The 23,059-nt window shown below is 69.0% G+C and carries 21 protein-coding genes; 12 read left to right on the top strand and 9 right to left on the bottom strand.

The window, feature by feature from the left end; translation table 11 throughout:
- Positions 1–58: 58 nt before the first annotated feature.
- The gene (locus AC069H_RS28600) at positions 59–754 is read right to left on the bottom strand and encodes a nitroreductase family protein (protein WP_478227089.1); all 696 of its coding nucleotides are present in this window, start codon (positions 752–754) and stop codon (positions 59–61) included.
- Positions 755–1,033: 279 nt separating this feature from the next.
- Here AC069H_RS28600 and AC069H_RS28605 point away from each other — a divergent pair, with 279 nt between their 5' ends.
- The gene (locus AC069H_RS28605; protein WP_126736969.1) at positions 1,034–1,753 is read left to right on the top strand and encodes a S1 family peptidase; all 720 of its coding nucleotides are present in this window, start codon (positions 1,034–1,036) and stop codon (positions 1,751–1,753) included.
- Positions 1,754–2,076: 323 nt separating this feature from the next.
- Here AC069H_RS28605 and AC069H_RS28610 read toward each other — a convergent pair whose 3' ends face one another.
- Positions 2,077–2,862 carry a dioxygenase family protein gene (locus AC069H_RS28610; RefSeq protein ID WP_478234386.1) on the bottom strand — a complete coding sequence of 262 codons (786 nt, stop codon included), beginning with the start codon at positions 2,860–2,862 and terminating at the stop codon, positions 2,077–2,079.
- Between the two features lie 162 nt (positions 2,863–3,024).
- A complete protein-coding gene (locus tag AC069H_RS28615) occupies positions 3,025–3,600 on the bottom strand; it encodes a CGNR zinc finger domain-containing protein (protein WP_478227092.1) in 576 nt (191 codons plus the stop codon).
- A 64-nt stretch (positions 3,601–3,664) separates the two neighbouring features.
- On the opposite strand from AC069H_RS28615, the gene AC069H_RS28620 reads away from it, so the two are divergent.
- From AC069H_RS28620 to AC069H_RS28645, 6 genes are all read left to right on the top strand, one after another.
- Entirely contained in the window at positions 3,665–4,303 is a 639-nt protein-coding gene (locus AC069H_RS28620; protein WP_478227093.1) for a haloacid dehalogenase type II, read from the top strand.
- Between the two features lie 71 nt (positions 4,304–4,374).
- Positions 4,375–4,872 carry a hypothetical protein gene (locus tag AC069H_RS28625; protein ID WP_478234387.1) on the top strand — a complete coding sequence of 166 codons (498 nt, stop codon included), beginning with the start codon at positions 4,375–4,377 and terminating at the stop codon, positions 4,870–4,872.
- Positions 4,872–6,251: a hypothetical protein gene (locus tag AC069H_RS28630; protein ID WP_478234388.1), complete on the top strand. Its 1,380-nt coding sequence runs from the start codon at positions 4,872–4,874 to the stop codon at positions 6,249–6,251. Before AC069H_RS28625 ends, AC069H_RS28630 begins: the two co-directional genes overlap by 1 nt.
- Positions 6,248–7,618, top strand: coding sequence for a VWA domain-containing protein (locus AC069H_RS28635; protein WP_478227095.1), 1,371 nt, complete (start codon positions 6,248–6,250; stop codon positions 7,616–7,618). Before AC069H_RS28630 ends, AC069H_RS28635 begins: the two co-directional genes overlap by 4 nt.
- Before the next feature lie 19 nt (positions 7,619–7,637).
- Positions 7,638–8,750: an ATP-binding protein gene (locus AC069H_RS28640; RefSeq protein ID WP_478227096.1), complete on the top strand. Its 1,113-nt coding sequence runs from the start codon at positions 7,638–7,640 to the stop codon at positions 8,748–8,750.
- Positions 8,747–11,503, top strand: a complete 2,757-nt coding sequence (locus tag AC069H_RS28645) for a DUF5682 family protein (protein WP_478234389.1) — start codon at positions 8,747–8,749, stop codon at positions 11,501–11,503. The genes AC069H_RS28640 and AC069H_RS28645 overlap by 4 nt, the downstream gene beginning before the upstream one ends.
- Before the next feature lie 44 nt (positions 11,504–11,547).
- Here the strand turns inward: AC069H_RS28645 and AC069H_RS28650 are convergent, their stop codons facing one another.
- Positions 11,548–13,005, bottom strand: coding sequence for a carotenoid oxygenase family protein (locus AC069H_RS28650; RefSeq protein WP_478234390.1), 1,458 nt, complete (start codon positions 13,003–13,005; stop codon positions 11,548–11,550).
- Positions 13,006–13,088: 83 nt separating this feature from the next.
- Here AC069H_RS28650 and AC069H_RS28655 point away from each other — a divergent pair, with 83 nt between their 5' ends.
- Positions 13,089–13,808 (top strand): TetR/AcrR family transcriptional regulator, encoded by a 720-nt coding sequence (locus AC069H_RS28655; protein WP_478234391.1) that lies wholly within the window; start codon positions 13,089–13,091, stop codon positions 13,806–13,808.
- Here the strand turns inward: AC069H_RS28655 and AC069H_RS28660 are convergent.
- On the bottom strand, positions 13,792–14,397 hold the full coding sequence (locus AC069H_RS28660) for a TetR/AcrR family transcriptional regulator (protein WP_478234392.1): 606 nt from the start codon (positions 14,395–14,397) through the stop codon (positions 13,792–13,794). The two genes, AC069H_RS28655 and AC069H_RS28660, sit on opposite strands and share 17 nt — an antisense overlap.
- Positions 14,398–14,486: 89 nt before the next feature.
- Between AC069H_RS28660 and AC069H_RS28665 the strand changes: the two genes are divergently transcribed.
- On the top strand, positions 14,487–15,359 hold the full coding sequence (locus AC069H_RS28665) for an alpha/beta fold hydrolase (RefSeq protein WP_478234393.1): 873 nt from the start codon (positions 14,487–14,489) through the stop codon (positions 15,357–15,359).
- Here AC069H_RS28665 and AC069H_RS28670 read toward each other — a convergent pair.
- A complete protein-coding gene (locus tag AC069H_RS28670) occupies positions 15,341–15,949 on the bottom strand; it encodes a TIGR03086 family metal-binding protein (RefSeq protein ID WP_478234394.1) in 609 nt (202 codons plus the stop codon). The two genes, AC069H_RS28665 and AC069H_RS28670, sit on opposite strands and share 19 nt — an antisense overlap.
- Positions 15,950–16,019: 70 nt before the next feature.
- Here AC069H_RS28670 and AC069H_RS28675 point away from each other — a divergent pair, with 70 nt between their 5' ends.
- Entirely contained in the window at positions 16,020–16,448 is a 429-nt protein-coding gene (locus AC069H_RS28675; RefSeq protein WP_478234395.1) for a MarR family winged helix-turn-helix transcriptional regulator, read from the top strand.
- Positions 16,449–16,454: 6 nt separating this feature from the next.
- On the opposite strand, the gene AC069H_RS28680 is transcribed toward AC069H_RS28675, so the two are convergent.
- The gene (locus AC069H_RS28680) at positions 16,455–17,078 is read right to left on the bottom strand and encodes a YaaA family protein (RefSeq protein WP_478234396.1); all 624 of its coding nucleotides are present in this window, start codon (positions 17,076–17,078) and stop codon (positions 16,455–16,457) included.
- Positions 17,079–17,091: 13 nt separating this feature from the next.
- On the bottom strand, positions 17,092–18,207 hold the full coding sequence (locus tag AC069H_RS28685; protein WP_478234397.1) for a sensor domain-containing diguanylate cyclase: 1,116 nt from the start codon (positions 18,205–18,207) through the stop codon (positions 17,092–17,094).
- Positions 18,208–18,353: 146 nt separating this feature from the next.
- On the opposite strand from AC069H_RS28685, the gene AC069H_RS28690 reads away from it, so the two are divergent.
- Together AC069H_RS28690 and AC069H_RS28695 are read left to right on the top strand one after the other, a co-directional pair.
- Positions 18,354–21,350, top strand: a complete 2,997-nt coding sequence (locus AC069H_RS28690; protein WP_478234398.1) for a DEAD/DEAH box helicase — start codon at positions 18,354–18,356, stop codon at positions 21,348–21,350.
- Positions 21,343–22,047: an SWIM zinc finger family protein gene (locus tag AC069H_RS28695; RefSeq protein WP_478234399.1), complete on the top strand. Its 705-nt coding sequence runs from the start codon at positions 21,343–21,345 to the stop codon at positions 22,045–22,047. Before AC069H_RS28690 ends, AC069H_RS28695 begins: the two co-directional genes overlap by 8 nt.
- On the opposite strand, the gene AC069H_RS28700 is transcribed toward AC069H_RS28695, so the two are convergent.
- On the bottom strand, positions 22,035–23,033 hold the full coding sequence (locus AC069H_RS28700; protein ID WP_478234400.1) for an enoyl-CoA hydratase/isomerase family protein: 999 nt from the start codon (positions 23,031–23,033) through the stop codon (positions 22,035–22,037). The two genes, AC069H_RS28695 and AC069H_RS28700, sit on opposite strands and share 13 nt — an antisense overlap.
- Between the last annotated feature and the right edge of the window lie 26 nt (positions 23,034–23,059).

The raw sequence follows: 23,059 nt of genomic DNA on the forward strand, positions 1-23,059 counted from the left end.
TGTTTGCCGGTGTTTCGCGCAGCCCAGGTGCGCGTACACACCCGGGCCGCGCGGATGGTCATCGACGGATCAGCACCTGGTCGATCGACTTGCGCACCAGGTTCGGCACCACGCAGTCGTCGGCTGGATAGCCGACCGGGATGACGGCGAACGCCTTCTCGTTCAGTGGCCGCTCGAGTAGTTCGCCGAGGAACCGCATCGGCGACGGCGTATGCGTCAAGGCGGCCAGCCCCGACAGATGCAACGCCGTGAGCAGCATGCCGACCGCGATGCCCACCGACTCGTCGACGTAGTAGTGCTTGTGCTTGGTGCCGTCCTCGTCGAGGAAATAGCGCTGCTGGAAAACCACGATGAGGTACGGGGCGTCGGTGAGATGGGTTTTGACGGCGTCGGTGCCCAGCGGGCGCAAGGCGGACAGCCACTCCTCGCCGAGCCTGCCCTCGTACGAAACGCGTTCTTCCTCTTCGGCGGCCTCACGGATCCGCTGTTTGGTCTCGGCGTCCTTGATGAGCACGAACGTCCATGGCTGCTGATGCGCGCCGCTGGGCGCCGTGGCCGCCACCGCGATGGCGTCCACCACCACCTGTTCGGGCACGGGGTCCGTCGAGAACATCCGCACGGTGCGGCGGGTGTCCATGCGGCGGCGCAGATCGGCGGCGGTGGCCAGCGATTCTTCCGCGGGCACGCGCGCCGGACGGTAGGGAACCGGCTCGAAGGGGTCGCCGTAGGTCGGGGTCCACTGTGCTGTGGTCATGATGGCGATTCTGGCGGCGGACCCGGTTTTCGGGAAGCCCCGGAGCCGGGTTATGTCCCTGGAGTTATGCCGCCGTCTGTCTCAAGTGGACGGAAGCCGGTCGTCGTAACCGGCGGGCGGTTCCGATACCTAGAGCGCCACTCAGCGGTGTCGCGGCGTAGAGATAGGTATCCACTGCACGACTTTCGTCGGTGTCAGGTTTCTCTTGCCGCGCACCAGAATCAGCACACCCGTCCCCATCGCGCGGCCGAACCCGGGCCGCAGAAATGAGTCGGAATCATGCGACTGCGCTCCTTCGCCCTGATCGCCGGCACCGCCTTCGCGGCGCTGCTCGGCGTCACCGCCCCCGTGGCGTCCGCCGCGGAACCGTCCTCCGACGTCCAGCCGATGATCATCGGTGGCCAGAACGCGACGAGCGGCCCGTGGGCGGCCAGACTCTTCGCCAACGGCAGGCAGACCTGTACCTCGACGATCATCGCGCCGCAGTACATCTTGACCGCGAAGCACTGCGTGGCCAGTAGCGGCACGTTCACCTTCCGGATCGGCAGCCTCGACCAGCAGAGCGGCGGCACCATGGCCACCGGCTCCACCGTCACCCGGCACCCGAGCGCCGACCTCGCGATCGTGCGGCTCACCGCGCCGGTGAACGCGACGTACTCGCCGCTGGGCACCACCGCCAACGTCTCCGTGGGGCAGACCGTCCAGGTCTACGGCTGGGGCGCGACCAGCCAGTGCGGTTCGGAGATCAACTGCCAGTCCCGCTACCTGAAGGTCGCCAACGTCTCGGTCACGTCGGTCTCCTGCCGTGACTACAACGGCGGCATAGCGGTGTGCGCGCGCCGCGGCGACGGCATCACCGCCGGTGGGGACTCGGGTGGCCCGATGTTCGCCTCCGGCCGTCAGGTCGGCGTCGCCTCGACGAGCGACCGGCAGACGACCACCGCCTACACGAACATCACGCGGTACCGGCCCTGGATCCAGCAGATCGCCGGCGTCTGAGGGGTATGGCGGACGTGGCGTGGTCCAGCACGGGGCCGAACTGGCTGACGTAAGCTGACCATGCCCCGCGTGCCCGATCGATGTCCATATGTACGGTTCCGAGTGGGGTCGTGAGTGGTAATGAGGGGTTAGAACGCTCATTGCCACTCACGACCCCCTGGTGAAATCGGGCAAACCATCCGAAACGGGCGTACTTCTCCGAGCGGTGTCCCTTGTGGACGGTCATGAGGGGTGCCAGGTCTTTTGAGGGGCCGCGCCCGTCTTCAACCTCGGCGTGCACAGGGCCCTCCCCGGCGCTTGCCGGGGAGGGCCCTGTGCTTGCTCTAGTCGGGACGGCCGACTTGGGTGTTCGACAGGTCGAGACCGATCGCGAAGTCCGCCGTGTAGCCGCTGCCGGTCTGTTGTGGACGCAGCAGCATCTGGGCACCGCCGTTGCGGTAGATCGAGTCCCGGCTGTTGGTCGTGTCGGCCGGACCTTTCCGCCGGTACGGTTCGGTCCGCAGATAGGCCGCGCCGAACTCGGGCGTGAAATAAAGCTGCGAGGTGAACTCGTACGGCCTGCCGTTGGTTCCGACGGTGCGTATTTTGATGTGGATATGCAGCGTGCGTCCCGTGTACCAGCCTGGCAGAATGGTGGTGAACCGGGCCGCTCCCGATTGGTCGGTGTTCTGGTAACCGCGCAGGAAACGGCGGCCGCGACTTCCCTGGGACGGAATGTCGGAGTACAGCCCGAACGCGTCGCACTGCCAAAGGTCGACCATGGCTCCCGGTAGTGGCGTGCACTGCTGCTGACGGATTTGCTGAACGGTGAAGTTGATCACCAGCGCGGTGCCGGGAACCAGTTGCCCGGTGGAGGGCTCACTGCGGATGTCGGAGCGGTTGAGTCGTTCGTCGACGAAGTACGGGCCCTCCATCTGCTCTGGTTTGACCACGCAATCCAGCGTGCAGACCTCGGGTGTGCCCGCGTTGAAGGTGGTGGCGCTCGCGGTGGCGGATCCGGCGACCGTGAGTGTCGCGCCGGCGGCGCCGAGAAGGATCAACGCCTGCCGCCTGCCGAGAACTCGGCCTACTGGCTCATCATCGTCATGCATGGGGTTCCTTTTCGCCAAATGATGGGAGTAAGGGAACTGAGCGCAACAATGGATTGTCGCAGGGTGCCGCGCGCATCCGATTGTCCGCCATGATTCGCTCGCTGTCGAGACGGTTCACTCTCGTGCATCATACTTCGAAGCGAGCAGTATTATTTGATGGGCCGAATTCTCGAACCGCTGCTACGGCATTTCGCCTACGGCGCCTCGAAATCCATCTTGAGAAAGCTTGCGTGCCCGGTGGTTCGCGACGTTGACGCGATTCCCGCATAATCCCGGCATGCAATAGCGACGCCGCCCCGGACGTGTTGTGTCGATGAACGCACCTCCGCAAGTAGGTGCGCCGCAGGCGCGGAACCGTTCCACGCCGAGAGACCGGACGACGCCGAGTATCCCGACGCCGCAGACCAGGGCCAGGGAGTCCGCGACCGTCGCGTCAGGCCGGGCCGAAACGGCCCATCGTGCGCTGTCGGTCAGAAGAGTGACGTCACCGATCGAAGAGGTGAGCGCGGTGGCTCCGGTGATGAGGCGTGCCTGATCCGGGTGGTCGATCAGATCCCGCACCGTGACGCGTAACCGATGAACGGCACGCAGATCACCAGGCCGGGTGGGCTCAGGCAGTGCGTGAAGCTCGGCGAAGGCGGCGAGAGACTCCAGGTCGGAAAGCTTGTCTTCGCCGTGCCAGACCTTCGGGGCGGTGTTGACCAGGTCGGTAGCGACGCCCGCCGCCCGGACGTAATCGTCTAACGCTACTTGCATCCCTTACCGACCTCTCGTATCTTCGCGGTTAACTGCTAGTTTAACCCTTACCTGGAGGTTGTCCGTGGAGATCGACGCCCTGGTGTTCGACATACTCGGCACGCTCGTCGACGAACCGGCCGGGATCCGCGAGGCGGTCCGGCAAGCGGCGCCGGGCACCGATGCGGATGATCTGGTCGGCCAGTGGCTGGGCCACATCGAGACCGAGCAGCGGCGCATCGTCGCGGGGGAACGGCCGTTCGCCCCGAGCGACGTTCTCGACCGCGAAGCGGCCCAGTTGGTCACTAAGACCGACGTGGTGCCGAGGCTTCCGCCCTGGCCCGACACCGTCGAAGGGCTGGCTCGCCTCGCGGAGCGATACCCGCTGATCGGTCTCTCCAACGCCGGCCGGACGAGCCTGCTCCGGATCAACGCCCATGCGGGTCTCCGGTGGCATCAAGCGCTCTCCGCCGAGGAGGCGCGGACCTACAAACCGGACCCGGCCGTCTACGAGCTGGCCGTCGAGCTGAGCAAGACGAGGCCGGAGCGGCTGCTGATGGTCGCCGCCCACGCATGGGACCTGAGGGGAGCACAGAGCGTCGGTCTCCGGACCGCCTACGTCGCCAGGCCCGTCGGGGACCCGCCGAAGGCCATGGATCGCTTCGACTTCCACGCAGACGGCCTCGCCGATCTGGCCGGTCAGCTCGCGAAAAGCCGGATGTGATCAAAACTGTCGGTGCCTCCCGCTAGGTTCATCCCAGTCCCCACCGAGACACCCCGCAAGGAGAAGATGCGTTGTCAGACTGGGAAAGAGCAAGCACGGTCAGGGTGTTGCCACCCGCCCGCCCGCGCAAGCTCGCGAAGGTCCCGTTCGTCGAACTGGCCGACGGACGGGTGCAGGGCGTGGTGTCCAGCGGATCGGACATCGGCCGGGTGTACGTCTCGTCGGTCGCGGCGAGCACGTACGAGTTTGCCTGCAGTACCAACAACAACCGGCCCTGCGGCGGAGCCCGGGGCATGTTCTGCAACCACATTCTCGCCCTGATCAACGAATCCACCCTTCAGTACGGTGCGGAGCGGGTCGCGCGGTACTTGCGCGTCGAGGTTCCGGAGCCGACCGCGCAGGCCATTTCGCAGACCATGAGCGCGACGCGGCCGTCGCAGGGTGACAACACCGCCGCCGCTTCCGTGTTCAGCCAGTTCTTGCGGCACTTGGCCTACCTCGAATTCGAGCCGTCGACGGCGCCGGTACCGGAGCTGCAGTGGTTCCCGCCGACGAGGGCGGTGGTCTGATGCGTGTCGATCTGCTCACCGATCCCATCGCCGGTCTCGACGAGGCGCTGGCGGTTGTCGATGCCTTCGACGACGTGCTCGTCGCCGGCTTGCTGCGTCCCCAGAAGATCGCGGGCTTGACGGAGCTGGCTGACGCCGTCGAGGGGTCGCCATTGGCGTCCAGAGTCGCCGAGGCGGCCGAGAAGACCGCAGCTGGTGCCGCAGGGGAGGAACATTTCGTTTCCCTTGCGGCGGCACGGATCGCGGTGTTCGGCTCCGTGCACGACGCGGTTCTCGCGCGCCTGGTCGAAGCGACCGGCCGGCCGCTGGGCGAGGACTCCGCCGGGCAAGCCGCCGCGCCGGAACCGCTCAATCTCCTGGTCGCCGCACGGTCCTGGCTGTCCGATCTGGCCCGCGCGGGCTGGCAGGGTATCGACCACGACCTGATCTCGGCTTCGGCGCAGGTGATCTCCGCGCTGCTCGCGGAACCGAGCCTCCGTCGGCTGGCCGTCCTGCTCGACGGTTTCGCCGCGGAACTCGCGGCGTCCTGTCCTGGAGCGGCGCTGGAGCGGATCCCCGCCCGGCGCTGGGGCGACCTGTGGTCGCGCGGAATGCTGCTGACCCTGCCCGGGGCGGCGGCGACGCCGGTGATCGGCACGGTCACCGGCCGCCTGTTGCCTCTCGGGGTCGACCTGCTGGAACATGCGACGGCCGCGCAGGCCCAGGTCCACGCGGTGTTCGAACCCGAAGACGGCACCCCGCCGCGGCTCGTGCGCGCGAACGTGACCGCGCCGAAGCCGGACACGATCATCGGCGCCGGGATCTGGCAGTTGCTGCGCCCGCATCTTTCCCTGCTCACGGCGATCAGCGAGGGCCGCTCGATGGACCTCGCCGACATGCCGGTCACCGCGGAGGGCGACGTCCTCTGGCGAGACGAACTTGCCCGTCTCGGAGAGCCCGCGGACGCGTTCTCGACCGCGCGCGTCGCTCTGCCGAAGGCCGTCACGCCGACGGTCGAGCCGCTGGATCGGCACCCGGTGCGACTCGCCGTTCCCGTCTTCCTCGAGGGGTACGGGATCGAGGGAGACGAAGACGTGCTCACGTTCACCTTCGCCGGGAATCGGCTTTCCGTCGAGACCGATCGCATCCCGGCCGCCGGCCCGCTGACACCCAAGGCGGTCGCGGGTTCCAGCGCGTGCATCGGCCTGATCCGGTGGGACGGCGGATTCCGCCTCCAGCCGCTCGCCGTCGAAACCACCGTGCGCAAGAAGACCACCGCCGTGCACGCCGGAGCCTGGGCAGGCGGCACCACGGACAAGGCCGGGGTGAAAGCCGAGAAGGCGGCCACCGACGCCGCGGCCGTACTGCGCGAACGCGCCGGAAGGCTGTTGCGGAAATGACCGAACCCGAGGACAACCGCCGCCAGGTCCTGTACTGGCGGCTGCTCGCCCGGCTCTTCGACACCGAGGAGCAGGCCGCGCTCGAATCGGCGAGTGTGGCCGTGGTCGAGGACGTCGGCCTGCCGTCCGCCGTGCTGGATCCGAACGTCGCGGTCGACTCGATCGTCCAGCGTCATCCGGAGCTGGCGGCCGAGTTCGACGGGCTGATGGTCCCCGAAGCCGAGGAGAGCCGGGACAAGGCCGCGGAAGTGCGGCGCGCGGCGCTCGTGTCGAAGGTGCTGCTCAACGTCTTCGCTCCGGCGCCGCCCACGGTGACGGCGGGGCAGCTGTCCCGCTGGCAGGCCGACGCGGGCTGGCTGGAGCGCGCGTTGGGCTGCCGTCCGGGAGAGTTGCGCGGAGGTCGTCGCGGCGGCGCCCCGACCGGCCTCGGCGGCACCGGCGGTGGTGGCGCGCCCGACCTGAGCACCCTGCTCCCGGCCATCGGCCCGGAGCTCGGCGGCATCGAGGCGGACCTGGTCAAACGGATGCATCTGCGTGAGGTCCTCGCCGACCCGGCGCTCGCGGCGAAGCTGAGCCCGAGCATGTCGCTCATCGAACAGTTGTTGCGGGACAAGGACAACCTGTCCGGAGTGGCGTTGGCCAACGCCAAATCGCTCATCCGCCGCTACGTCGACGAGATCGCGGAGGTCCTGCGGACCCAGGTCGAGAAGGCCTCGACGGGCAAGGTGGACCGTTCGGTCCCGCCGAAGCGCGTGTTCCGCAACCTCGACCTCGATCGCACCATCTGGAAGAACCTCACCAACTGGAGCCCCGACGAGGAGCGGCTCTACGTCGATCGCCTCTACTACAAGCAGACCGCGAAGAAGACCACGCCGCAGCGGCTCATCGCGGTCGTCGACCAGTCGGGCTCCATGGTGGACTCGATGGTCAACTGCGCGGTGCTGGCTTCGATCTTCGCCGGGCTGCCCAAAGTGGACGTTCACCTGATCGCCTACGACACCCAGGCGCTCGACCTCACGCCGTGGGTGCACGATCCCTTCGAAACGCTGTTGCGCACCAACCTCGGCGGCGGCAACGACGGCATGGTCGCGATGGCGCTGACCCAGCCGAAGATCGCCGAACCCGCGAACACCGTGGTGGTGTGGATCTCGGACTTCTACGAGACCCGCGTCGAGCAGCTCTTCGAAAGCATGGCCGCGATCCACCGGTCCGGGGCGAAGTTCATCCCGGTCGGCTCGGTCACCAGCGCCGGCCGGGGCAGCGTGAACCCCTGGTTCCGCGAGCGCTTCAAGGATCTCGGCACGCCGGTGATCTCCGGCCACATCACCAAGCTCGTCCACGAACTCAAGACTTTCCTCACCTCCTGAACCTCCCGAAAGGCAAGACATGTCCGACCTGTTGCGCGCCCCCGCCGAGATCAAGTACGCCGAAGAGCTGGACTGGCTGGAGTCGGTCGACGACAACCCCAAGCCGTTCGCCTGGCGTCTGTCCCCGAAGATGCTGCGCCTGTTCATCCTCGGTTCCGAACGCGCCGACGGCCTCGACCGCGAGATCTCGCAGAAATGGTTCGGCGACCGGAACATCGTCGAGCGGGCCATCGTCACCCTCGCCTCCGACCGCGGCCTTCTGCTGATCGGCGACCCCGGCACCGGCAAGAGCTGGCTCGCCGAACTGCTGGCCGCGGCCATCTCCCGCAACTCCACGCTCGTCGTGCAGGGCACCGCCGGCACCACCGAGGACCACATCAAGTACTCGTGGAACGTCTCCATGGTCATCGCCAAGGGCCAGTCCCGCGAGTCGATGATCCCGTCGCCGATCATGACCGCGATGGAGGCGGGTTCGATCGGCCGTTTCGAGGAGCTGACCCGCTCCACCAGCGACGTGCAGGACGCGCTGATCTCGATCCTGTCGGAGAAGTACATCTCGGTACCGGAACTGGACAGCGACGGCATCGTCTTCGCCAAGCCCGGTTTCTCCGTGATCGCCACCGCGAACAGCCGCGACCGCGGGGTCAACGACCTGTCGTCCGCGCTCAAGCGTCGCTTCAACTTCGTCCGCATCCCGGTGGTGACCAACAAGAAGAGCGAGGCCGAGATCGTCCGTTTCCGCACCGAGGAACTCCTGCGCCGCCACCAGATCGAGCTGGACGTGCCGCCCACGCTGCTCGACGTGCTGCTGCGCAGCTTCGGCGACCTGCGTGCCGCGGCGGCGTCGGCGGGCAGCGACGACGAGAAGCTGGAGTCCGCGTTGTCCACCGCCGAACAGATCGGAGTGCTCGAAGACGCGGTGCTGCACAGCAACTTCTTCGGCGAACATGAGCTGACCGCCCGCACGCTGGCGTCTTCGCTGGTCGGTTCGCTCGCCCGTCGCGAGCCGGAGGATCTGGCGATCCTCAACAAGTACCTGCACGGCGTCGTCGAGCCGCGCAGCAAGGACGAGGGCGGGGACTGGCCCGAGTTCCTCGACGGCGGCCGCGACGCGATCGCCTCCCTCTCGTGAGCGGCGCCTTCGAGGCGTTGCGCGGCCAGTTGCAGGAGGCCGCGGCCGCCTTCGCCGATGGGCCCGGCGCACTGGAGGGCATCCTGCTCGGGCTCGTCGACGACGTCGACCGCGCGGTGCGCGAGCCTTTGGAGATCTTCCCGGTCTGCCATCATTCCCCGGCTTCGGCCGTGGCGATGGCACGGCGCTTGCGGGAGAAACAGCCGAAGGTGGTCTACCTCGAGCTGTGCGAAGACATGGCGCCATTGCTGACCGAGCTGCGCAACTGCCGTCTCCCGGTGGCGGTCCAGGCGTTCGCGACGGAGGTGAAGGGATTCCCCGCGGAGTGGGCGCCCCTGTCCGTGGTCGCGCCGATCACCGAGGCTTCGGCCGAGTACCAGGCGATCGCGTACGCCCTCGACACCCCGGGAGTCGAGCTCGTCCTCGTCGACCGGTCGGCGGACCACGTCTTCCAGTGGAACGAACGCGAACCGTCCCCGGAGCCGGACACGCCGCCCGCCGAGGAAGAGGCGGCGCTGCACGGTGACGCGGTCGGCGTCGAGATCGGTGATCTCCGGCCCCGGTTCGCCGAACTCGAGGAACACCTGCTGCGGCACGGGCGGGTGCGGCACTGGTCGGAGTGGTGGCACCAGTACGTCGAGCTGCCACTCGGCGACAGCGACCACGACACCTACCGGCAGGTGATGTTCCTGATCGGCAGCCTGTTCCGTCGTCTCGCGCCGGGCGACACCCGGCGTGTCCGGGTGGACGAAGACCGCGAGCGCTACATGTGGACCCGGATGCGCGAGCACCTCGCCGCCTCGGGTGCGGATCCCGCGGACTGTCTCTACATCTGCGGTGCCTTCCACGCGGCCAGCCGGGTGGCGGAGTTCGGTGTCGAGGGTACGGACGGGTTCGTGATCAGCCCGCGCAGCGAGAGCACGTGGCAGTACGGGCTCATCCCGTCGAGCCACGCCTCGATCGAGGCGCAGTTCGGGCTCGCCGGGGGATCGGTGTCGATCGCCGCCACCGAGTGGGCGAAGAACCTGAAGCGCACCAAGGTGAAGCAGTTCCAGCTGGAAGGACAGGTCGGAGGGCCGAAGCGAAAGAAGGCCGCGGAGTTGCCCGCGCCGATCCCGGATCCGGTGGCGTCGGACCAGCTTTCGGGCTTCCTGCAACGGCCTCCGGTGCTCGACCGGCTGGACGAGGCCGAACTGCTGGGGTGGTCGGTCGAGATCGTCCGGGCGGCGCGCCGCAACGGGTACCTGGCCTCGACGGCCGACGCCATCGCGGTGTTCGAGACCTCGATCCTGCTGGCGGGTCTGCGCGACCGGGCCAAGCCGACGCCGTACGACTTCCAGGACGCTGCGGTCACCTGTATCGAAAAGGACGTCGTGCCCGGCAGGCGCGACGTGCGCCGTCTCGTCGAGATCATGATGGGCGGGGACCGGATCGGCCAGGTCGGCTACGACGCGTTGCCGCCGCTGGCGCGCGACGTGCACGACCGGCTCGAACCCCTGAATCTCAAGCTGCAGCAACGAGGTGTGCAACGGGCGCTGCTCGACATCGCGTCGAGGCCGGAGCTGGAGCCCTGTTCCGATCTGCTGTGGATGCTGCGCCACCTGATGCCCCACGGTGCGGCGCGGCCGATCATGGGGGAGCGGCGGCTCGGTGAACGGCCGATCCAGGAGTCGTGGGATCTGGCGCTGGGCACCCACCAGCGAGCCCTCATCGAGCTGGGCTATGAGGGCGTCAGTGTCGAACAGGTGCTGGAGCAACGGCTTCGGCGTGCCGCTTACCATCCGCAGGCCACCGCGGCGAAGGTGCTCGGGGCGGTCGAAGACGCGACGCTCTACCTTCGCAGCGCGCGGCTGGCGGGAGAGCTGGGCACACGTGCCCTGGAGGTACTGGCCACCGAACGCACCGTCGACGGCGCCCCGGAAGTGCTGCGGCGGGTGCGGAGGCTGCTGGCGCACTACCGGACCAGCGAGCCGGTGCTGCCCCGGTGGATCGAGGACTTCGTCCGGACGGGGTACGCGCACTACTGCACGCTGCTCCCGGCGGCCTTCGCCGACGAGGAGGCCGGTGTCGAGCAGGTCGCCGCGATGCTGGGCTTCCTGTTCAGCATGGAGGCGCTCGCGTTGTCCCTGGGGTGCGACCGTACGCAGCTGGAGCTGGCGATCGCCGGATCGCATCCGGAGGAGCCGTCGAAGGTGGCGCTGTTGTGGGCGGCGCAGGTCCAGCTCGGCCGTCTCACGCGTGCGGAACTGCGTGAGCGCTGCGCCGGACTGCTGGCGAACCCGATGGTGCTGCCGGCTTATCCGCGCTACCTCAGCGGTTTCGTCCACGCGTTGGAGCCGGCGCCGGGATTGGCCGACTTCGTCGTCGAGGCGGTGTCGAACGCTTTCGCCGAGCTGCCGGACAGGCTGCTGCTGCCGTGGTTGCCGACGTTGATCACCACGTTGCGGTCCCGGGGCGCGGAGCTGGTGCCGCTGCTCGTGCGTGAGGCAGGGCGGATCTTCCCCGGCAGGCTCACAGCTCTCGACGCCTGGGTTCCGCCCTGGAAGGACCAGCCGGAACCCCTTGCGGTGACGAGGAAAACCGGGGGAGGCGGCCTCGCGTTGCTGGCGGCGCATCCGGCGAGCTGCGACGCCGTGGCGGGCCTGCTGGGCTGTGAGGAGCCGTGGGCGAGCACCGCGCGCACCGGCTTGGCGCTGCTCGAGCGGTATCCGGACTCCGCAGCCGCGTTGGAGGAGGTGCTCACCGGCGGGTGAACCCGAGGGGCGGTCGCCGGACGTCCGGCGACCGCCCCGATCCGTCAGTCGGCGACCCAGCTGCCGTGGAAGCCCAGCGGCACCGGCCTCGGCAGATGGATGCGGGCCAGTGGCTTCGCGGTGAAGTCCTGCGCCGCGAGGATCACCAGATCCGAGGCGTTGCGGTCGGGATTGTTCACGTAGGCGAGGGCGTAGCCGTCGTCTTCGGACTTGCTGCGGGACGACGGCACGAACACCGCTTCGCTCGCGTCGGCGCCCCGGCCGAAGCGGTGCACCTCCGAACGCCCGTTCCGCAGGTCGTGCTTGATCAGCGCGTTGCCGAAGGAGCCGGAGGGCTTGTCCAAGTAGACGTCGAACAGTTCGCCGGGAGAGGCCGAGTACCCGTACCTGTGCCGCCGCGATACGAGGCTTTCGTTGACCCGCGGGAACTCCTGCGGCCGGTCGTCGAGAACTCGGCGCCGGACCCGTCCTTGCGCGAGATCGATCGTCCAGCGCTCCAGCACCGGCGGTCCCGACGCCGACGGGCCGCCGAAGCCCTGCTTGCCGGCCACCTCGAACGGACCCGGCATCGTGGTCAGGTCGACCACCACCGTGGAGCCCTGTTCGTAGGCGTTGAGCGTATGCGAATAGAACACCGGATCCACCCCGAACCAGCGGACCGGGCCGCCGTCGCGGTTCATCACCCCCACCCTGGCCGGATGGCCCGTGTTCCACTTGTAGGGCACGACCTTGCCCGGCTGCGGATCGAAGGTGACCGGCACGTCGAAGACGACCACGTAGTTCTCGGTGAGCCCGAAGTCGTGCATCATCGGGCTGTCGGTGACCGGGATCCTGGTGGTGCGCACGACCCGGCCGGTCCGGTCGACCATCAGGTGCCGTACGTGATCCCACGTCGGGTGATAGGTCACCGCGTGCAGCTCGTCGGCGCGGGCGTCGAACTTGGTGTGCGCGGTGTAGGAGCCTGCCAGCGAACCGGCGAAGTCGAACGGTCCCAACGTGTTCAGCTCGCCGTCGAGTTCGTAGGGCGGAGCGCCGGACTCCTGAAGGGTGAGGATGCGGCCGTGGTGGCCGATCACGTGCGTGTTCGGCGCGAAATCCTCGGCGGGCACCGGCCACGGGTACCGCTCGCCGAGTTTCGCCGCGACACCGGACGAACGCACCCACCGGTTGCGGTACCACTCGGCCTTCCCGTCGCGCAGCCGGACGCCGTGCACCATCCCCTCGCCCAGCATCCAGTGGTGGGCGCGCGGGTCTTCGAGCCCGAGCACGTTCGGCCCGGTGCGCAGATATCGACCTCGGAGGTCCTGGGGAATGCGGCCGGTGACCGGCAGACCGAACGCCGTCACCTCCTCTTTCACCGGCGCGAACGCACCTTCGACGAACGGGTAGCGCGGATTCTGCTTGGCGAAGGCGGATCCGCTGCTCCCGAAGGTCGCGGCGGCTCCGCCGATGGCCAGCGCCGCCGCCCCGCGAAGCACGTTCCGCCTGGTCGGTTCGGTCATGGTCGATCCCCCAACTCAGTAAGTAACTGTGTATGCCATAAACAGTGTATGGCATTACCTGTTTTAGGTGCAACAATGCGGCCATGGACGACGTGGAGATCGAGTTGCTGCCGCCGGGCACCGCACTAGCGTGGGGGCCCGCGCCGGCGCCCCGGCGCGGGCCGAAGCCGGGATACAGCCTCGAGCAGATCGTCGACGCGGCCATCGCGCAGGCGGACGCGGAGGGTTACGCGGCGCTGTCCATGCCGTCGATCGCCAAACGTCTCGGCATCACCGCGAACGCCCTCTACCGATATCTGAGCTCCAAAGAGGAGCTACTCGTCCTGGTGGCCGAGGCGGCGTGGGGGCCGCCACCGGAGCCGGTGTCCGGCGATTGGCGCGCCGCGGTCACCGCCTGGGCGCGCACGCTCCTGGAGCGCTGCCGCCGTCATCCGTGGCTGATCGACCTGCCGGTGCGGAGGGCGCCGAGTACGCCGAATCTGCTGGGGTGGCTGGAGAACTTCCTCGAGGGGATGGCGGACTCGGGCCTGAGCGTCCAGGACGTGACCGGCTGCGCCGTCCTGGTCGACGGATGGGTCCGCAGTACCGCTTCCTTGCTCCGGGACGTGAACGCGAGCCCGCCTGATCAGGTCCGGGCGCTGAGCGCGTTCCTCGGCCCGCGCCTCGGAGGGCGGGGCTATACGCGCGTCGCCGCCGTGATTTCCGGTGAGGCGTACGGCGAGGAGAGTATTGAGGAGGCCGACGTCGAGTTCGGCCTCGGTCGCATCCTGGACGGCATCGAGGCGCTCATCGAACGCCGGTGAACACTCCGTCGAGCCGGTAGTCGACGATCTCCGACGCGCGTTCGGCCGTGTAGGCGTCGACCATGATCCCCGTGACCAGACCGGCGGACATCGTCGCGAGCGCGTCCGCCTCGAGCAGGGGGTCGAGGCGGGCGGGGACGGCACCTTTCTCCTGTGCCGCCCGGAGCAGGCCGGCGATCGCGTGGACCAAGTGGGGCAGAAGGGGTTCCTGATCGGGATCCTGGCTCCCGCGCGTGACGTCGACGGCGAAGTACGCGATCTGGACCGCGGCCAGCATGCGGCGGCGTTCGCCGTCCGGCAGGACGGCGGTCAGGTAGGCGCGCACGATGGTGCGTTCGTCCCCCGTCTTCATCGCCTCGCCGATGCTCTTCCCTGTGATCTCGCCGGTCAGTTCGACGACCCGCTGCCAGGCGAACCGCAGCATCTCTTCCTTGGTCGGGAAGTAGTACTGGACCAGGTTCATCGAGATGCCCGCCTCCGCGGCCACCGCGCGCAGGGTGACCGCCTGCAGGCCTTGGGCGGCGGCGATCCGGAAAAGGGCCTCCGCGATTTCGCGCCTGCGCTCTTGGTGGTCGACACGTTTCGGCACGCGATCACTCTGCCATGCCGGCGAGGGCTGGCGGGAACGGCCACCCACTGTTATGGTGCAAGTGCACTATAAAACTTCGAGGAGGTCCGATGCTGGGGGAGTTCACCGACAAGAAGGCCGAGGAGCGCTTCTTCGCCACTTATGACGCGATCCTGCGGAAGTGGCCGGTTCCCGCCGAGGAACTGGACATCGCGACGAGGTTCGGCCCGACCCACGTCCGGAGTTGCGGGCCGGAAGACGGTCCGCCGATCGTGCTGCTTTCCGGGGGAATGGGCACCTCGTTGTCCTGGTATCCGCATATCGCCGAACTCGCCGCCCGGCACCGGATCCACGCGGTCGACAGCATCGGCGAGCCGGGGCGATCGATCCAGACCGCTCCCATGGAGTCCGTGGAGGACTGCGCGGACTGGCTCGCCGAGGTCGTCGACGGGGTGCTCGCGGGAACCGGCCACGAAAAGGTCCACCTCGCCGGCGTTTCCCGAGGTGGCTGGCTCGCCTTGAACCTCGCCACCCGGACGACCGACCGGATCGCCGGTGTCGTCGCCATCGAAGCCGCGGGGTTCGGTGTGATCGACCGGAGCTTCATCTGGTGGAGCTTTCGGGAGATCTTCCTCTGGTTCCTGCCCAAGTGGCTTCTCCGGCTGGTGGCTTCCGGCGATCCGGACGTGCGGCACACCGTGCGGCCCCTGTTGTTCGCCGCGCTCAAGTACAAACAGCGACTACCGGAGATGCACCTGTTCAGCGATGACGAGTTGTCGGCGATCGATGTGCCCGCCCGGATCATCGTCGCCGAACGCAGTGTCATCCAGTGTGCCCGCGAGGTGGCGGCCCGGCTCGACTCGCTGAATCCGCGCATCGAGGTCGAAGTCGTTCCCAAGACGACTCATGGGCTGTCCCTGGAGAAACCGGAGCTGGTCACCGCCCGGATCCTCGAGGCCGCGCATCACGCCGCGACCACCTGATCCGGCCACGACGGCGATCGGCCGAGCAGGGCGACGATCGTGTCCAAATCGGACTGCCCTGGTGCGTCGACGGCCGGGCCGAAGGCGGCGCCCGGAGCCTTCCGGTTCTTCCCGTCCGGGATCGCCTTTGCGAAGCCCAGTCCGGCGTCGAGCACCTCGCGCTGGAACTCGAGCGGCAGGCCGACGGTTTTGGCCACGTCCCAGGAGTGCACCAGGTAGTCGACGAAGTGGAAGCCCAGTGCCTGCTCCGCGGTGAAGGTGATTTCGGTGGAGAACTCGGGAAGAGCGAACTTCCGGTCGGCGAGGTCGTGGGGGGCGAACGCGTTCAGGACCCGGTTCACCGAGGCGCGGTAGGTGGCGACGGGGTCGTCGTCCAGCGGGAGCAGTCGCCAATGGTCGAGGTGGCTCTCGCCCTCGGCCGCGGCGGCGAAACCGTGGTGCTGGGTGGTCATATGCGCCAGCAGGCCGTGCAAGGTCCAGGCGCTGCACGGGGTCGGCTTGGTCAGATCCGCGGGGGCGATCTCGCTGACGAGGTCGAGGCTGGCCCGGGTCACAAGGGCGTCGAGGATGCGAAGTTCATCGATAGGCATGCGCATATCATCTACGCATGCGTACGAATCCGTCAACAGGTTCCGCCGACCAGGTCGGTATGGTCTGCGCATGGCGGAGCAGGGGAGGCCGGATCTCGCGGCGATGCTCGGCGGGCTGATGCGACGGCTGATGAACGCCGAGACGCCGGTGCTGGCCGAGCACGGGTTGACCATGTGGGGCTACGTGGTGCTGAGCGCGCTCGACGACGGGCCCGTCCGCACGCAGGCCGCCCTCGCGAAGGCGATCGGCGCGGACAAGACCCGGATCATCGGCACCCTCGACAACCTTCAAGAGGACGGGCTGATCACCCGCGAGCCGGACCCGAAGGATCGCCGGGTCCGGCTGCTGGGGATCACCGAAGCCGGCCGCGCCGCGCGAAGGTCGGCCCAGTCGAAGATCCAGGAGCAGGAGGAACGGTTGCTCGGACGGCTTTCCGCCGGTGACCGGGCGGCGTTCCTCCGCGCCGCGCGCCTGCTGTCCGAAGCCGAGTGGCCGTGACCGGGTTCACCCGAGTTCTTCGGTGACCATGCCCGGCGGGTAGTCCGACGGCGACCGGCGCCACCATGCGCCGAAGGCGTGAGCCAGCCGCCGTGGCACCTCGACCTGCGCGCCGCCGCCATGAAAGTCGATCGTGACCAGCACGCCGCCGATTTCCGAGGTGTCCCAAGGGATTCGCCGGATCAGTTTCGCGTAGTCGGCGCTGGCGGACACGAACGTGACCACCTTCGTCGCCCCGATCCGGCGCGCCTCCCCGAGTACGGCGCTTTCCAGCACTCCGGACGGCCAGTCGCCGAGTTTGAGTTTCCGGTCGTAGTAGGCGATCGGCTCGTCGGCGCGCAAGATGCCGTAGCCGCCGCTGAGGAGCAGCAACCGACCGCTTCCGGCGGCCTCGGCCAGTGCGCCGCCGACGTTCCGGTAGAAGTTCCCGGTGTAGCGCAGCCAGGCCTGCCGCAACCCACCGTTGTCCACCTTGGACCGCTCCAGGACGTCGGCCCGCGCGCGTAGCAGCGGTTCGGGCCACACCTCGCCGGTCTCCCCGGACGCGTCACCGCCGCGGATCTTGGCTTTCGAGGGGCCGAGGATCGTCAGCGCCTCGCGCGGATCGATCGTGTCCAGGACGGTATCCACCGGAGTGACCGTATCAGTGGAACCAGGTCGAACCAGTGCCGTTCGGTGTCGGGAGCATGCCCTGGCTGGGCGGCCACAACGCCGTCGACCGCACCTGTTTCAGCTGTCCGCGCAGGGAGTGCACGGGAAGTGGCCGCTTCCGGGTGAGCATGGTGGTCGTCCGCGGATGTAGATCCACGAACGGGTAGGTCGCGTGGAGCGCGCCGAGCCGCCGTTCGAGACGGAGGCTGTGTTCGGTGAGGTCGGCGGCGTCCAAAGCGGGCTGAACGAGGAGGAATTCGTCGGTTCCGAGCCGCACGGCTCTGTCAAGAGGGCGCAGATCCTCGCGGATCAGGTCCGCGATGTTCTGTTCGGTGTGCATCCTGACCCGGTCGCCGTGGCGTCTGCCGACCTCGGCGAGATCGTCGACGGTGATCATGATCAGCCCGAGGGGGACGGTGTCGGTCGACGCGCCCAGCCAGCCGGAGATCCCGGCCATGGTCGCCAGCCCGGTGTCGGGATCGATCGCGAGCGCCGGTTCCTCCGGTTTCGACGGCGCGCGCCGTTCCAGTCGCCCGGCGAGGTGACGCAGCGCCGCTTCCGCCCGGTTCTCCACGGGAGCCGCCGCGGGAGTCGTCACGCTGTTCAGCACTTCGTCGATCTTGATCCGCGCGGTGGGCGGCAGGCGATCACCGAGCGCGTCGCGCAGGCGGACGACCTCGGCGTAGGCCTCGTCGCGGCGGAAACCCCAGCGGCCCTGGAACCGCCGCGCGGCTTCCACCGTGGACGCCGACGGGTCGACATCGTCGAGGTCCTGGGCGACGACCGAGCCGCCGAAGGTCGGGGTGAGCACCGCGACCGACCACTCGCGGGCGAGGCTCTCGTCGGCACGCAACAGGACAGGGGTCACGCCGTGCGGCAGGTCCGGACGGCCCGAATCGACCATCCCGACGACAGTGACGGCCGCGCGGCGCGCGATCCTGGCGTAGACCTCCCGTTCCCGTTCGAAGTAGGGCAGTCGCTGGAAGAGCGCGAGGACGACCATGTCTTCGTCGGTGCCTTCGGCGAGCGCGGCTCGCTCCACGGCGTGCGACGCGATCACGAGCGCGCGTTTCGAAAGCACGCCGGCGCGTGCTTCTCCGTCGGTCATCGAAGGATCGCTTCCGTGTGGGGATGAACTGATCAGGTTAGAAGAGCGGTCGGCCGCCGCCTAGCCACACGATGGTGTGACCCTCGCTGACCGGACGCTGATCGGTCCCGGGCATGCTGGACGGACCAGACCGCGGAAGGAGGACCATGTCGCCACTCGTCGTGCACGGCCTGTGGTCCCGGGGCCGCGGGATCGTGCTCTGGGGCGAGCACGGCGACCGCCCGGCGACGACGTCGATGCGGCCGTCGAGCGCGGCCCGGCCGCACCCGTTCGCCGCGTCGGTCGCGGATCTGACCGCCTTGCACCCCGGCAAACCGGCGTCGGCCGTTCTTCTGCTTCCGTCGCGTCGCGGGGGGCCGGTCGCCTCGCCCGAACTGGGCTCCCGCGGCCGCCCGCAGCAGGAGCTGACGCTGGAACCCTGGTCGGTGCCCGCGCTCCTGATCGACCCATCGGAGCTGGAGGACCTGGCCGAGACGGTCGGCTACGGCACCTCGGTCCGCCATCTCCGCGCCGTCGTCCGGCTGGCGGACGATCTGGTGCGCCGCGGCCGCGTGCTGCCCACGCTCGTGCGGAACGAGATCGTGGCGCGGGCACGCTGGCGGCCCGTGGCCCGGGGAGGTGACGCGGTCGCGGTCCGGGCGCTGATCGCGGCCACCCCGCCGGTCGGCCGGGCCGAACATCCCGGGCCGGATCCGGCGGCGCTCGTCACCGACGCGCTCCACACCCTGGTCGACGCGGCGGTCCGCGATCGCCTGGCCGCCGCCGGACATGCCACGGAAAGCGATGGCCGTGAGGGCCCGTTCGGGTCGTGGCTCCACGCGCTGAAGAGCGCCGACGACCGGATCGGCCAGGCGCCGGGCCGCATGGGGATCGTCGCCGAGGGCATCGCCGCCTGGGACGCGGTCGGCGACACCGACCTGACCGAGGGCACCGTCTGCTTCCGGCTCGACGAGGTCCCCACGCTGCACGGCCCGGCCGACGACCCCGACGACCAGACCGGCGACGGGACCAAGTGGCAGTTGCGGTTCCTCCTGCGCTCCACGGCCGATCCGAGCCTCCTGCTTCCGGCGGAAGACGTCTGGTCCGGTGAGGCCGGCGCCAAGTTCACCGACCCCGAGGGCCTGTTCACCGCCGAGCTGGAGCGCGCCGCCGGTGTGCTGCCGCTGCTCGGCCCCGCGGTCGAGGCCGAGAAGCCGGGTATCTACGACCTCACTGTCGCCGAAACCGTGGAGTTCCTCGACGGCGGCGCGGAACGGCTGGTGGCGGCCGGATTCGACGTCCAGCTCCCGGCGAGCTGGGGCGGCAGGCGCAAGCTGGCGCTCAAGCTGTCCGTGCGCGGCGCGCCGGTCGACCAGGCCGCCGTGCATCGGCTCGGCCGTCACCAGCTCGCCTCCTACCGCTGGGCGCTCGCCGTCGGGGAGGACGCCCTGACCGACGAAGAACTCGCCGGGCTGGCGGCCGCGAAGTCGTCACTGGTCCGGCTGCGCGGCCGCTGGGTGAGCGTGGACCCCGAACTGCTGCGCTCCGGTCTCGAATACCTCCGCCGCGACCCGGACCGCGAGAAACCGCCGCTGCCCACCCCCGCGGACCTGCTGGCCCTGCTTCACGGGTTCGACGACACGCCGCTCCCGGTCACCGAGGTCACGACCGACGGCTGGATCGACGACTTCCTCGCCGGTCGTGTCCAGCGCACGATCGAGCCGGTCGAGCCCCCGTCGACGTTCCTGGCGGCCCTGCGGCCTTACCAGAGCCGCGGTGTCGCGTGGCTTTCGTTCATGGCGTCGATCGGGCTCGGGGCCTGCCTCGCCGACGACATGGGGCTGGGCAAGACCGTCCAGCTGCTCGCGCTCGAAGCGATCGAGCGGGCACAGGGGGACAGGCGGCCGACGCTGCTCGTCTGTCCGATGTCGCTCCTCGGGACGTGGCAGCGGGAGGCGGCGAAGTTCGCACCCGAACTGCGCGTCCACCTCCATCACGGCGCCGATCGCGGCCGCGTCCGGACCGAGGGCGCGGACCTGGTCGTCACCACCTACTCGACCGCCGCCCGCGACGCCGACGAGCTCGCGGCCATCCGGTGGCACCGGCTCGTGCTCGACGAGGCGCAGGCGGTCAAGAACCAGAACACCGGGCCCGCGCAGGCCTTGCGCCGGATTACCGCCGGGCACCGGATCGCGCTGACCGGGACGCCGGTGGAGAACCGGCTCGCCGACCTGTGGTCGCTTTCGGATCTGCTCAACCCCGGTGTGCTCGGTGGCAGGCAGGAGTTCCGCGAGCGGTTCGAGGTGCCCATCGAACGGCGCGGCGATCTTCCCGCGGCCACCGAGCTGCGCCGGCTGACCCGGCCGTTCCTGTTGCGGCGCCTCAAAACCGATCCCACCGTACTCGCCGACCTTCCCGAGAAGATCGAAATCCTCCAGGAGTACCGCCTCACCCGCGAACAGGTGACCCTGTACCGCGCCACCGTGGACGAGATGATGACCAAGATCGCCGACAGCGCCGGGGTCAAACGGCGTGGCAACATCCTCGCCGCGATCACCAAGCTCAAGCAGATCTGCAACCACCCCGCGCATCTGCTGCACGACGGCTCGCCGATCGGGCACCGTTCCGGCAAGGTCAACCGGCTCGAAGAGCTCCTGGCGGAGATCCTGGACGCCGGTGATCGCGCGTTGTGCTTCACCCAGTTCGCGGAATTCGGGCACCTGCTCGTACCGCATCTTTCGCATCGGATGAACGCGAAGATCGCCTTCCTGCACGGTGGCCTTTCGCAGCGGCGCCGCGACTCGATCGTCGAGCACTTCCAGTCGGGCGAGGGTCCGTCGATCCTGCTCGCGTCACTGAAGACCGGGGGAGCGGGGCTGACGCTCACCGCGGCCACCCACGTCCTGCATCTCGACCGGTGGTGGAATCCGGCGGTCGAGGAGCAGGCCACCGACCGCGCCTTCCGCATCGGCCAGCGGCGCAGCGTCCAGGTGCGGAAGTTCGTCTGCCCCGGCACCATCGAGGAGCGGATCGACGCCGTCATCACCAAGAAGGAAGCGCTGGCCGATCTCGTCGTCACCGACGGGGAGGACTGGCTCACGGAGCTGTCCACCGATTCGCTGCGCGAGGTCTTCGCGCTCGGACGGGAGGCGGGCGATGACTGACGGATTCCGCCGGACACTCGACGAATTGGGTGTCCACAAAGGACTCGTGCCGCCCTGCCGGGTCGACACGCTCACGATCGGGCCCGGCGCCGCGGTCGCCGGCGTCCGGGTGACCCGGCAGCGGTTCTACGAGGTCCGCATCGGCTTGCCGACGTTCGGCAAGCAGGTGTGGACGGCGGTCATCGCCGCCGTCGCCGCGGACGAGACCGCGAAGACGGCCTTGCTCGACGGCCGGATCCCGGACGACATCGATCGCTTCTTCGCCGCCGAGCAGGTGCCGTTGTTCCCCGAGGCGGCGTGGGAACTGTCGCTGGACTGCACCTGCCCCGGCACCCGCGTTCCCTGCGATCACCTCGTCGCCGGGCTGATCGCGCTCGAAGAGGAGGCGGACCCGTTCGCCATCTTCACGCTCCGCGGCCGCGACCGCACGGCCTTGCTCGAAGAGATCGGACGGCAGGCGGGTGCCCGGGTGACCGCCCCGTCAGCGGAGGCCGAGCCCCTTGGTCTCGACGAGGTGATGGACGACTTCTTCGGCTGGGGCCCGGCCGGCGACGTCACGAACACGCGACGGCCGCGGGCCGGGGACCCGTTGGGACTGCTCGACGAGGTCCCGCCGCTCACGGCCACAGTGGACGGAACCTCGGTCACCGCCCTGCTGCGGCCGCTCTACCGGGCGATCACCGGTCAGGCGAAGTAGGCGTCGACGAGCTCGTCGTCCACTTCGGACAGTGTGGCGGGGGACCACTTCGGGGAGCGGTCCTTGTCGATGATCTGTGCTCGGATCCCCTCGGCGAACTCGGCGGACGAGAGCGCGTGGGTCGAGATCCGGAGCTCCTGCGCCAGCGCGGTTTCCAGATCGGGCATCGCGGCGGCCGACCGGAGTGCCCGCAGGGTCACCTTCAGCGCGGTCGGCGACTTCGCCTCGATCTCCTTGGCCGCGGTGGCCGCGGCGTCCCCCTCGGCGTGGAGCCTGCCCAGGATCTCCTCGACGGTGTCCGCCGCGTAGCACCGGTCGATCCAGGGGGCGTCCCCGGCCAGCGTGCTCGGCGGCGCGGGTTCGGCGATCAGCTCCAGCGCGTCGTCCGGTGTACGGGCCGCCAGCGCGTCGAGCAGGTCCGGGATCAGTTCGCTGGGCACGAAATGGTCGGCGAGTCCGCAGTGGATCGCGTCGGGTCCCGAGATCGCCCCGGCGGTGAGCGCCATATGCGTCCCGAGTTCGCCGGGCGTGCGGGACAACAGGTACGTGCCGCCGACGTCCGGGACGAAGCCGATACCGGTCTCGGGCATGCCGACCCGGGAGCGTTCGGTGACGATCCGGTGGCTGCCGTGCGCGGAGACGCCGACGCCGCCACCCATGACGAGCCCGTCCATCAGCGCGAGGTAGGGCTTCGGATAGCGCGAGATCACGGTGTTGAGGCGATACTCGTCGGCCCAGAACCGCAGGGACGCGGTGCCGCAGGCGCGGGCGTCCTCGTAGATGGCACGGATGTCTCCGCCCGCGCAGAGCCCGCGATCGCCGGCGCCGTCGATCAGCACGGCGCGGACACCCGGGTCGGCGCGCCACGCTTCGAGGTGGTCGAGCATGGCGAGGACCATGCCGTGGTTCAGCGAGTTCAGCGCACGCGGCCGGTTCAGCGTGATCCGGCCGATTCCGCTCTCGACGAGGAACTGGACGTCGTTCACGATGAGCCACCCTAAAAGTAGGAAGT

It is taken from the genome of Amycolatopsis sp. NPDC043887 (assembly GCF_056435665.1).

What these genes read in the sequence shown, in the direction of transcription:
- AC069H_RS28600 (WP_478227089.1), bottom strand. Translation starts at nt 754, where the DNA reads ATGACCACAGCACAGTGGACCCCGACCTACGGCGACCCCTTCGAGCCG.
- AC069H_RS28605 (WP_126736969.1), top strand. Translation starts at nt 1,034, where the DNA reads ATGCGACTGCGCTCCTTCGCCCTGATCGCCGGCACCGCCTTCGCGGCG.
- AC069H_RS28615 (WP_478227092.1), bottom strand. Translation starts at nt 3,600, where the DNA reads ATGCAAGTAGCGTTAGACGATTACGTCCGGGCGGCGGGCGTCGCTACC.
- AC069H_RS28630 (WP_478234388.1), top strand. Translation starts at nt 4,872, where the DNA reads ATGCGTGTCGATCTGCTCACCGATCCCATCGCCGGTCTCGACGAGGCG.
- AC069H_RS28635 (WP_478227095.1), top strand. Translation starts at nt 6,248, where the DNA reads ATGACCGAACCCGAGGACAACCGCCGCCAGGTCCTGTACTGGCGGCTG.
- AC069H_RS28640 (WP_478227096.1), top strand. Translation starts at nt 7,638, where the DNA reads ATGTCCGACCTGTTGCGCGCCCCCGCCGAGATCAAGTACGCCGAAGAG.
- AC069H_RS28650 (WP_478234390.1), bottom strand. Translation starts at nt 13,005, where the DNA reads ATGACCGAACCGACCAGGCGGAACGTGCTTCGCGGGGCGGCGGCGCTG.
- AC069H_RS28655 (WP_478234391.1), top strand. Translation starts at nt 13,089, where the DNA reads ATGGACGACGTGGAGATCGAGTTGCTGCCGCCGGGCACCGCACTAGCG.
- AC069H_RS28665 (WP_478234393.1), top strand. Translation starts at nt 14,487, where the DNA reads ATGCTGGGGGAGTTCACCGACAAGAAGGCCGAGGAGCGCTTCTTCGCC.
- AC069H_RS28670 (WP_478234394.1), bottom strand. Translation starts at nt 15,949, where the DNA reads ATGCCTATCGATGAACTTCGCATCCTCGACGCCCTTGTGACCCGGGCC.
- AC069H_RS28675 (WP_478234395.1), top strand. Translation starts at nt 16,020, where the DNA reads ATGGCGGAGCAGGGGAGGCCGGATCTCGCGGCGATGCTCGGCGGGCTG.
- AC069H_RS28685 (WP_478234397.1), bottom strand. Translation starts at nt 18,207, where the DNA reads ATGACCGACGGAGAAGCACGCGCCGGCGTGCTTTCGAAACGCGCGCTC.
- AC069H_RS28690 (WP_478234398.1), top strand. Translation starts at nt 18,354, where the DNA reads ATGTCGCCACTCGTCGTGCACGGCCTGTGGTCCCGGGGCCGCGGGATC.
- AC069H_RS28695 (WP_478234399.1), top strand. Translation starts at nt 21,343, where the DNA reads ATGACTGACGGATTCCGCCGGACACTCGACGAATTGGGTGTCCACAAA.